This is a genomic window from Streptomyces sp. NRRL S-495 (genome assembly GCF_000966955.1).
Classification (GTDB): Bacteria; Actinomycetota; Actinomycetes; order Streptomycetales; family Streptomycetaceae; genus Kitasatospora; species Kitasatospora purpeofusca.
This window is the reverse complement of the sequence record NZ_JZWY01000866.1, coordinates 1-9,907: the sequence shown is the minus strand read 5'-3', so window position 1 is coordinate 9,907 and position 9,907 is coordinate 1. Positions and strand designations below refer to the sequence as shown.

Below are 9,907 nucleotides of genomic sequence, written 5' to 3'. Positions count from 1 at the left end.
CCCGGGCCGGCGGGCTGTTCGAGGACGGCTGGGAGCAGGAGACGAGGGGTTCGGCGGGGGCCGAGCGGATAGTGGTGGACGAGCCGGTGGAGGTCGACCCGCCGGTGCCGCCGAACGGGACGGCGGTGGCGGCGGAGGCCGCCGCGGAGAGGACCGCGGAGAGGACCGCCGCGAAGAAGTCGGCGGCGCGGAAGCCCGCCGCGGCGAAGAAGGCCGCGCCGGCCGCGAAGAAGGCGGCCGCGAAGCAGACGGCGGCCAAGAAGACGGCGGTGAAGAAGACCGCCGTCAAGAAGACCGCGACCGCGAAGAAGACCGTCACTCCGAAGAAGCCGGCCGACGCGGGGTCGGAGCAGCCGCCCGCCAAGCGCACCGCCACCCGGAAGACCACCGTCCGCCGGACCGCCACCACGAAGAAGCCCGATGCCTGAACCGGAGAGCCGGACCGTCCCCGTCCCCGTCCCCGCCCCCGGTGAGCCGCTGCCGCTCGGCGTCGGGCTCACGCCCACCGGGCACCCGGCGGTGGACGCCGGGCTGGCCCGGCTGGCGGCGCTGGACGGGGTGCCGACCGACGCACACGTCGCGGTGTACGAAGATGTCCATCAGCGGCTCGCCGACACGCTGGCCGCGCTCGACCGGGACTGACCGGGGCGAGCGGGAACCACCGTAGGAGCTGAAACACCAGTGGCAGTGGCACGACGCCGACTCGACGCGGAGCTGGTCCGCCGCAAGCTGGCCCGGTCGCGGGAGCACGCCTCGGAGCTGATCGCGGCCGGCCGGGTGACCGTCGGCGGGACCACCGCGACCAAGCCGGCCACCCAGGTGGAGACCTCGGCGGCGGTCGTGGTGGCCAAGGACGACAACGATCCCGACTACGTCTCGCGCGGCGGCCACAAGCTCGCCGGGGCGTTCGCGGCGTTCGTGCCGCAGGGCCTGGTCGTCGAGGGCCGCCGGGCGCTGGACGCGGGCGCGTCCACCGGCGGGTTCACCGATGTGCTGCTGCGGGCGGGCGCCGCCCACGTGCTGGCGGTGGACGTCGGTTACGGGCAGCTGGCCTGGTCGCTGCAGAGCGACGACCGGGTGACCGTGATGGACCGCACCAACGTCCGGGAGCTGACCCCGGAGATGATCGGCGGCACCCCGGTCGACCTGGTGGTGGGGGACCTGTCCTTCATCTCGCTGGGCCTGGTGCTGCCCGCGCTGGCCGGCTGCGCCGCCCCGGACGCGGACCTGGTGCTGATGGTCAAGCCGCAGTTCGAGATCGGCAAGGAGCGGCTCGGCAGCGGCGGGGTGGTGCGCAGCCCGCAGCTGCGCGCCGAGATGGTGCGCCAGGTGGCCGGGCAGGCGTGGCAGCTCGGGCTGGGTGTGCGGGCGGTCACCGCGAGCCCGCTGCCGGGGCCGTCGGGCAATGTCGAGTACTTCCTCTGGATGCGCCGGGACGCACCGCAGCTGGACCCCGCGGAGGCGGACCGGGCTGTCGCCGAAGGCCCCCGATAGGGTGCTCTGCGGACGTCCGGTCCGTCATGCTGGGTGGCGCGGCCGTACCGGGCCGACGACGACCCGGCCGGCGTAGGGAGAGGGCAGCGGGCATGAGTGATGAACGTACGGTCTTCCTGATCGCGCACACGGGCCGCGAGGCGGCGCTGCGCAGTGTCGAGGGACTGGTGCACGGCCTGCTGAAGGCGGGGATCCGGATCAGACTGCTGGCGGCCGAGGCGGTCGATCTGGACCTGCCGGACGGCGTGGAGACGGTGGCCGGGGGGCCGGGCGCGGCCGACGGCTGCGAGCTGATCCTGGTCGCCGGCGGGGACGGGACCCTGCTGCGCGGGGCGGAGTTGGCGCGTGAGCACGGGTTGCCGATGCTCGGCATCAACCTGGGCCGGGTCGGTTTCCTGGCCGAGGCCGAGCGGGACGATCTGGCGGTGGTGGTCGAGCGGGTGGTCGACGCCGACTACGAGGTCGAGGAGCGGATGACCCTCGATGTGATCGTCCGGACCAACGGTGACGAGGTGCACCACGACTGGGCGCTGAACGAGGCCTCGATCGAGAAGGCGGCCAGGGAGCGGATGCTCGAGGTGGTGACCGAGGTGGACGGCCGTCCGGTCTCCAACTTCGGCTGCGACGGCGTGGTGTGTGCGACGCCGACCGGCTCGACGGCGTACGCGTTCTCCGGCGGCGGGCCGGTGGTCTGGCCCGAGGTGGAGGCGCTGCTGATGGTGCCGATCAGCGCGCACGCGCTGTTCGCCCGGCCGCTGGTGGCCTCGCCGAACTCGGTGCTGGCGGTGGAGGTGCAGCCGAAGACCCCGCACGGGGTGCTGTGGTGCGACGGCCGGCGCTCGGTCGAACTGCCCGCCGGGGCGCGGGTGGAGGTGCGCCGGGGGCAGACGCCGGTGCGGCTGGCCAGGCTGCACCGGGCGCCGTTCACCGACCGGCTGGTGGCCAAGTTCGCGCTGCCGGTGACCGGTTGGCGCGGCCGGGCGGACACCGCCTGATTTTCGCGGACCCGGTGGACCGGGCGGACCGGGCGGACCGGAGGACGATGCCGAGTCCGTCCGGTCCGCCGTTCCGTCAGACCGCGAGCGGCTGGTTGTCGTCGGTGCCCCGCCACTCGTCGGTGCCCCGCCACCCGCCGTCGTCCTCGGCACGGGCGGCGGTCTCCGCCAGCCGGCGGACCGCGGCCGGTACGGCCGGGGCGGGCACGGTGAGCGGGATCCGGATGTGGTGCTCGAAGGCGCCGTCGGAGCCGAACCGGTTGCCGGCCGCGAGCCGGACCCCGGAGCGCTCGCCGGCCCGGGCCAGCGCCGTGCCCGACACCCCGCCGGTGGCGACCCAGAACGACAGCCCGCCCGGCGGCACGGTGAAGCGCCAGTGCGGCAGCTGCTCGCGCAGGGCGGCGGTGAACGCCTCGGCGGTGTCCCGCAGCCGGGTCAGCTGGTGGGCGCGGACGGCCGGCAGGTCCTCGGCCAGCAGTTCGGCGGCGATCAGCTGGTCCAGCACGGGGGCGCCGACGTCGCTGTAGACCCGGGTGGTGGCCAGCCGGCGGACCAGCGCGGGGGCGGCGCGCACCCAGCCGATCCGCAGACCGCCCCAGAGCAGCTTCCCGGCCGAGCCGACGGTGACCACCTGGGCGGCGCGGTCCAGCGCGGCGGTCGGGCGGGGGAGCGGCACCTCCTCGGGCACGCCCCAGCCGAGTTCGGCGGTGGTCTCGTCGACCAGGACCACGGTGCCGGCGGACCGGGCGGCGGCGAGCAGCTCGCGCCGCTGCTCCTCGTCTTCGGCGCGGCCCCGCCCAGCACCCGCCGCCACTCGGCGAGGTCCCAGCGCGGCCCGCCCCCGTGGCCCGGACCCGGGGGCGCGTCGACGAGGGGGACGGGGACCGGTCGGGCCTCGCTGAGCCGCAGCGCCTGGAGGGTGTGGGCGTAGCTGGGGGCCTCGACGGCGACCCGGTCGCCCCGGCCGAGCAGGGCCTGCCGGACCAGGTGCAGGGCGCCCATCGCGCCGATGGTGATCAGGATCTGGTCCGGGGTGGTCGGCAGGCCGCGCTCGGTGAAGCGGCGGGCCACGGCCTCGCGCAGCACCGGGACGCCGGTCGGGTAGTGGCCGTGCCCGGCGGCGTAGGCGGGCAACTGGTCGACGGCGCGGGCGGCGGCCGCGGAGAGGAAGGGCTGCGGGGCGGGCAGCGCGGCGACGCCGAGGTCCAGGATGTTGCCCTGCTCGTCCGGCGGGACGGGGTGCAGGGCGTCGCTGGGCGGGGCGGAGCCCTCGGGCAGGGCGGTCCAGCTGCCGGCGCCGCGCCGGCTGTGCAGGTACCCCTCGGCCCGCAGGGCCTCGTAGGCGGTGGCGACGGTGGTGCGGCTGAGCCCCAGGGCCAGGGCGAGTTCGCGTTCGGCGGGCAGCCGGGCGCCGACCGGCAGTCGGCCCTCGGAGACCAGCAGCCGGATCCGGGCGGGGCGGCGGGCGGCGCCGGGCGGTTCGGGCAGCCGGGCGGTGGCGAGCAGCCGGGCGAGCGCCGGGGGAGCGACGGTGGTCTGCCAGTCGGCCAAGGTGATCAGTCCACTTACTCGTGATTGGCCCTGTTGTGGGCTGTATTGGCTTGGCCATCATGGCAGGGCGGCCGTCTAGACCGCCACCGTCGGGCCGGTCCGCCGGCGGTGCAGCACCACCTGCCCGGAGATTCCATGGCCACCACGAACACCCTCCCGTCCCCGTCCCCGTCCGAGTGCCCGGCCGGGCCCGCGTCGCCGTCCCCCGTCGAGGGTGCCGCCGCTGCCGCCGGTTCGGTCGCCCGGCCCGGCCCGCTGCTGCGGGTGCTGGGCGACACCCACGCGCTGGGCCGCCGCCTGCCGCAGCTGGTCGTCGGCCTCGCCCTCTACGGCGGCAGCATGGGCCTGATGCTCCGCGCCGGCCTCGGGCTCGACCCCTGGGACGTGTTCCACCAGGGCCTCCAGGGCAGCTTCGGCCTCTCGGTGGGCGCCTGGGTCACCATCTGCGGGGCCCTGGTGCTGCTGCTGTGGATCCCGCTGCGCCAGCTGCCCGGGATCGGCACGATCGCCAATGTGCTGCTGATCGGCGCCGCGATGGACCTCACCCTGCGCTTCGTCGGCACGCCGGGGGCGCTCCCGCTCCGGATCCTGCTGATGGTCACCGCGATCCTGCTCAACGGCCTGGCCACCGGTCTCTACATCGGCGCCCGGCTGGGCCCGGGGCCGCGGGACGGGCTGATGACCGGACTGCACCGGCGCACCGGGGGCTCGCTGCGGCTGATCCGCACGGGTATCGAGCTGCTCGTGCTGGCGGTGGGCGTCCTGCTCGGCGGCACGGCCGGGGTCGGCACCGTCGCGTACGCGCTGGCGATCGGCCCGCTCGCGCAGTTCTTCCTGCCCTGGTTCACCGTGCCCACCGCCGAGCAGGCCGGGCGGGCCGGAAAGGTCGGAAGGGCCGGAGCGGCCGGGTAACAGGACGGATCCGGTCGTCCGGCCGACCCGGGGCGGGTGTCCGAGTGGGCCGGGCACGGAGGAACGCCCCGACTCCCGGTGCGGCGGGTCCGGAAACGCCCGGAACGGATGAACTTGGGGGCACGGAGTTGCCGCGCGTCGTTGCCGCTCGTCGCGCGGCGGGTGCGGAACCTCGTAAGGTCGTCTCCGTGTTGGACGAGATGCGGATACGGGATCTCGGGGTCATCGACGACGCGGTCGTCGAACTGGCCCCCGGCTTCACAGCGGTGACCGGGGAGACCGGAGCCGGCAAGACCATGGTGGTGACCAGCCTCGGCCTGCTGCTCGGCGGCCGGGCCGATCCGGGCCTGGTGCGCAACGGCAGCGAGCGCGCGGTGGTCGAGGGGCGCCTCCAACTGCCGCCCGGCTCGCCGGTGGCCGCCCGCGCCGTCGAGGCCGGCGCCGAGCTCGACGACGGCGCGCTGCTGATCAGCCGGACCGTCTCCGCCGAGGGCCGCTCCCGCGCCCACGTCGGCGGCCGGTCCGTGCCGGTCGGCCTGCTCGCCGAGCTCGGCGAGGACCTCGTCGCCGTGCACGGCCAGACCGACCAGCAGCGGCTGCTGCGCCCGGCCCGCCAGCGCGGCGCCCTGGACCGGTACGCGGGCGAGTCGGTGGCCGAGCCGCTGGCCCGCTACCGCGAGGTGTACCGCCGGCTGCGCGAGGTCTCCTCGACGCTGGAGGAGCTGACCACCCGGGCCCGCGAGCGGGCCCAGGAGGCGGACCTGCTGCGGTTCGGCCTCGACGAGGTCGCCGCCGCCGAACCGGTGGCGGGCGAGGACGAGGGGCTGTCCGCCGAGGCCGAGCGGCTCGGCCACGCCGACGCGCTCTCCTCCGCCGCGACCCTCGCCCACGCCGCCCTGGCCGGTGACCCGGCCGACCCGGAGGCGCTGGACGCGGGCACCCTGCTCGCCCAGTCCCGCCGCGCGCTGGACGCCGTCCGCCACCACGACGAGCGGCTCGCCGCCCTCGCCGACCGGCTCAACGAGGTCGGCTACCTGCTCGCCGACGTGGCCGGCGACCTGGCCGGCTACGCCGACGACCTGGACGCCGACCCGGTCCGCCTGGCCGCCGTCGAGGACCGCCGGGCCGTGCTCTCCCAGCTGCTGCGCAAGTACGGCGGCCCGGAGAACTCGCTGGCCGAGGTGATCGCCTGGGCCGAGTCCGGCTCCGCCCGGCTCTCCGAGCTCGACGGCGACGACGAGCGGATCGACGAGCTCGGCGCCCGGGAGACCGAGCTGCGCGGCGAGTTGGCCGACCTCGCGGCCGAGGTCTCGGCCGCCCGGCAGGCCGCCGCCGGGCGCTTCGCGGCGGCCGTCTCCGCCGAGCTCGCCGAACTGGCGATGCCGCACGCCCGGGTCACCTTCGCGATCAGCCAGGTCGACGACCTGTCCGGGATCGAGATCGAGGGCCGGACGGTCGCCTACGGGCCGCACGGCGTGGACGAGGTCGAGGTGCTGCTGGCCCCGCACCCCGGCGCCCAGCCCCGGCCGATCGCCAAGGGCGCCTCGGGCGGCGAGCTGTCCCGGGTGATGCTCGCCGTCGAGGTGGTCTTCGCCGGCGCCGACCCCGTCCCCACCTATCTGTTCGACGAGGTGGACGCGGGCGTCGGCGGCAAGGCGGCGGTCGAGATCGGCCGCCGGCTCGCCAAGCTCGCCGAGAGCGCCCAGGTCGTCGTCGTCACCCACCTGCCGCAGGTGGCGGCCTTCGCCGACCGCCACCTGGTGGTCGAGAAGACCAACGACGGCACCGTGACCCGCAGCGGCGTCAAGGTGCTGAACGACGAGGAGCGGGTCCGCGAGCTCTCCCGGATGCTGGCCGGCCTGGAGGACTCCGAGCTCGGCCGGGCGCACGCGGAGGAGTTGCTCGCCGCGGCCCGCGCCCCCCGCCACCGCTGAACCAGGGCGGCCCTCGCGGACCGGCCACGACGCGCCCCGCCGGGGGCGCCGACTGTCCAAGAGGGCCGCCGACCTGGCATGGTGGCGGCTGGACACTGGCCCTTCCTGTCCCGAGCGCCGCCGGCGGGCAACCCCCGCCCGGGGCGCGCGTAGCTGATCGAGTCGGATGCGAGACGACGTGGACCATTCCGCCGCCCGGGCAGCCGCAGCCACCCCCGAACCGGGGCAGCTGCACGTGGTGCTCGTCCTGGCCGCCAGTAGCGGCGGCATCGGTGCGCATGTGCGCTCCTTGGCACAGGGCCTGGTCGCGCACGGAGTGACCGTCACGGTGTGCGCCCCCGCCGGCGCGGACGCGCTGTTCGGTTTCTCCCGCACCGGTGCGCGGTTCCACCTGGTCGACATCACCCCGACCGCGGGCGCCCGCAGCGACGCCACCGCGATCGGCGAGCTGCGCCGTGCCTTCACCGGCGCCGACGTGGTGCACGCCCACGGCCTGCGCGCGGGGCTGCTGTCCGACCTCGCGCTGCGCACCGCCGGCCGCTTCCCGGGCCTGCGCCCGGAGACGCCGCTGGTGGTCACCTCGCACCACGCGCTGGACGCCACCGGCATGGAGCGCCGCCTCCAGCGGCTGATGGAGCGCCGGGTGGCGCGCGCCGCCGACCTCGTCCTCGGCGCCTCCTCCGACCTGGTGGCCCGGGCCCGCGAACTCGGTGCCACCGACGCCCGGCTCGGCCCGGTCGCGGCCCCGCCGATGCCCGAGGCACGGCTGCCCCGGGCCGGGGCCAGGGCGGCGCTGCTCGGCGGTCCGGACCGCCCGCTGGTCCTCGCGGTGGGCCGGCTCGTCCCGCAGAAGGCCTTCGGACTGCTGCTGGACGCGGCCCGCGACCTGGCCGCGCTGACGCCCGAACCGCTGGTGCTGCTGGCCGGGGACGGCCCGGAGGCCGCCGGGCTGCGCGAGCGGGTGGCCGCCGAGAAGCTGCCGGTGCGGCTGCTCGGCTACCGCACCGATGTGTCCGACCTGCTGGCCGCCGCCGACGTGCTGGTGCTCTCCAGCCGCTGGGAGGCCCGGTCGCTGGTGGTGCAGGAGGCGATGCGGGCCGGCGTGCCGGTGGTCGCCACGGCCGTCGGCGGCATCCCCGAACTGGTCGGCGACGCCGCCGTGCTGGTCCCGCCCGGCGACGCGGCGGCGCTCGGTCGGGCGGTGCGGGAGCTGCTGGCCGACCCGGAGCGCCGAGAGCGCCTGGTGGCGGCCGGCCGGCAGCAGGCGGAGACCTGGCCGGACGAGGCCGCCACCGTCGCCCAGGTGCTCAGCACCTACGACGAGCTGGTGCAGCGCAACGGGTGAGCGACGGTGGCGGCGGGTCAGACGGTGGCCTGCTCGCCGGCCCGGTCGGCGGCCGGGCCGTCCGGCTGGGCCGACAGATAGGCGCCGCCGCAGGCGGTGAGGCGCAGCGCGGTGTCGATCAGCGGGACGTGGCTGAAGGCCTGCGGGAAGTTGCCCACCTGGCGCTTGAGCCGCGGGTCCCACTCCTCGGCGAGCAGCCCGAGGTCGTTGCGCAGCGACAGCAGCCGGTCGAACAGCTCCCGCGCCTCCTGCACCCGGCCGATCATGGCGAGGTCGTCGGCCAGCCAGAACGAGCAGGCCAGGAAGGCGCCCTCGTGGCCGGAGAGGCCGTCGACGTTGTTGCCGCTCTCGTCGTGGGTCGGGTAGCGGAGCACGAAGCCGTCCTCGGTGGACAGCTCGCGCTGGATCGCCTCGATGGTGCCGATCACCCGCTTGTCGTCCGGCGGCAGGAAGCCGACCTGCGGGATGAGCAGCAGTGAGGCGTCCAGCTCCTTGCCGCCGTAGTACTGGGTGAAGGTGTTGCGGCCGGGGTCGTAGCCCCGCTCGCAGACGTCCCGGTGGATGGTCTCGCGCAGTTCGCGCCAGCGCTCCAGCTGGCCGCCGGCCGGGGCGTCCTCGGGGGTCTGCTCCAGCAGCTTGATGGTGCGGTCCACCGCCACCCAGGCCATCACCTTGGAGTGGACGAAGTGCCGGCGCGGCCCGCGGACCTCCCAGATGCCCTCGTCCGGCTCGGTCCAGTGGTCCTCCAGGTACTCGATCAGCCGCAGCTGGAGGTGGTGGGCGTGGTCGTTGCGGACCAGGCCGGTCATGTGGGCCAGGTGCAGCGCCTCGACGACCTCGCCGTAGACGTCCAGCTGGAGCTGGCCGGCCGCGCCGTTGCCGACCCGCACCGGCTGTGAGCCCTCGTAGCCGGGCAGCCAGTCCAGTGCGGACTCGGTGAGCTCGCGCTCGCCGGCGATGCCGTACATGATCTGGAGGTTCTCCGGGTCGCCCGCGACCGCGCGCAGCAGCCACTCGCGCCAGGCCTTGGCCTCGTCGCGGTAGCCGGTGCGGAGCAGGGAGGACAGGGTGATCGCGGCGTCCCTGAGCCAGGTGTAGCGGTAGTCCCAGTTGCGCTCGCCGCCGATGTCCTCGGGCAGCGAGGTGGTGGGGGCGGCCACGATCCCGCCGGTGGGGGCGTAGGTGAGGCCCTTGAGGGTGATCAGCGAGCGGACCACGGCCTCCCGGTAGGGCCCCTGGTAGGTGCACTGGCCGACCCACTCGTGCCAGAAGTCGGCGGTGGCGTCGAGCAGTCCCTCGGCGTCCGGCGGGGTCGGCTGCTCCAGGTGGGAGGCCTGCCAGGTGAGCGCGAAGGCGATCCGTTCGCCGGCCCGGACGGTGAAGTCGGCGTAGGTGGTGAGGTTGCGCCCGTAGGTGTCGGCCTCGCCGTCCAGCCAGACCGAGTCCGGCCCGGCCACGGCGACGGTGCGGTGGCCGCCGTCGGGCTGCTCCACCCGGTGCACCCAGGGGACGACCCGGCCGTAGCTGAAGCGCATCCGCAGGGCGGAGCGCATCCGCACGGTGCCTTCCACGCCCTCGACGATCCGGATCACCTGCGGCACGGCGTCCTTCCCGGCCAGCGGGCGGGGCGGCATGAAGTCGATGACCCGGACGGTGCCGCCCTGGGCGTCCCACTC

General features: G+C 75.7%; 8 protein-coding genes and 2 pseudogenes. 7 read left to right on the top strand and 3 right to left on the bottom strand.

The window, feature by feature from the left end; all coding sequences use genetic code 11:
• From VR45_RS47465 to VR45_RS35120, 4 genes and pseudogenes are all read left to right on the top strand, one after another.
• A pseudogene (locus VR45_RS47465) lies at window positions 1–428 on the top strand (hypothetical protein); the annotation flags it as partial.
• Window positions 421–642 (top strand): hypothetical protein, encoded by a 222-nt coding sequence (locus VR45_RS46270; protein WP_045943971.1) that lies wholly within the window; start codon window positions 421–423, stop codon window positions 640–642. The pseudogene VR45_RS47465 and the gene VR45_RS46270, both read left to right, overlap by 8 nt.
• Before the next feature lie 45 nt (window positions 643–687).
• Window positions 688–1,494, top strand: a complete 807-nt coding sequence (locus tag VR45_RS35125) for a TlyA family RNA methyltransferase (RefSeq protein WP_045943970.1) — start codon at window positions 688–690, stop codon at window positions 1,492–1,494.
• A 92-nt stretch (window positions 1,495–1,586) separates the two neighbouring features.
• Complete coding sequence (locus VR45_RS35120; RefSeq protein WP_045943969.1) at window positions 1,587–2,489, top strand: NAD kinase; 903 nt, start codon at window positions 1,587–1,589, stop codon at window positions 2,487–2,489.
• A 76-nt stretch (window positions 2,490–2,565) separates the two neighbouring features.
• Here VR45_RS35120 and VR45_RS50305 read toward each other — a convergent pair whose 3' ends face one another.
• Window positions 2,566–3,303 carry an aminotransferase class I/II-fold pyridoxal phosphate-dependent enzyme gene (locus tag VR45_RS50305; RefSeq protein WP_063772601.1) on the bottom strand — a complete coding sequence of 246 codons (738 nt, stop codon included), beginning with the start codon at window positions 3,301–3,303 and terminating at the stop codon, window positions 2,566–2,568.
• A 110-nt stretch (window positions 3,304–3,413) separates the two neighbouring features.
• A pseudogene (locus VR45_RS50300) lies at window positions 3,414–4,040 on the bottom strand (GntR family transcriptional regulator); the annotation flags it as partial.
• A gap of 339 nt (window positions 4,041–4,379) precedes the next feature.
• On the opposite strand from VR45_RS50300, the gene VR45_RS35110 reads away from it, so the two are divergent.
• The 3 genes from VR45_RS35110 to VR45_RS35100 all read left to right on the top strand — a co-directional run bounded on the left by VR45_RS35110 (window position 4,380) and on the right by VR45_RS35100 (window position 8,231).
• Window positions 4,380–4,952: a hypothetical protein gene (locus VR45_RS35110; protein ID WP_234326462.1), complete on the top strand. Its 573-nt coding sequence runs from the start codon at window positions 4,380–4,382 to the stop codon at window positions 4,950–4,952.
• A 200-nt stretch (window positions 4,953–5,152) separates the two neighbouring features.
• Window positions 5,153–6,886 (top strand): DNA repair protein RecN, encoded by a 1,734-nt coding sequence (recN, locus tag VR45_RS35105; protein WP_045943972.1) that lies wholly within the window; start codon window positions 5,153–5,155, stop codon window positions 6,884–6,886.
• A 166-nt stretch (window positions 6,887–7,052) separates the two neighbouring features.
• Entirely contained in the window at window positions 7,053–8,231 is a 1,179-nt protein-coding gene (locus tag VR45_RS35100) for a glycosyltransferase family 4 protein (RefSeq protein ID WP_045943968.1), read from the top strand.
• Window positions 8,232–8,248: 17 nt separating this feature from the next.
• Here VR45_RS35100 and VR45_RS35095 read toward each other — a convergent pair.
• Window positions 8,249–9,907 (bottom strand): glycoside hydrolase family 15 protein (locus VR45_RS35095; RefSeq protein WP_045943967.1); only part of this gene is annotated, 1,659 nt, incomplete at its 5' end.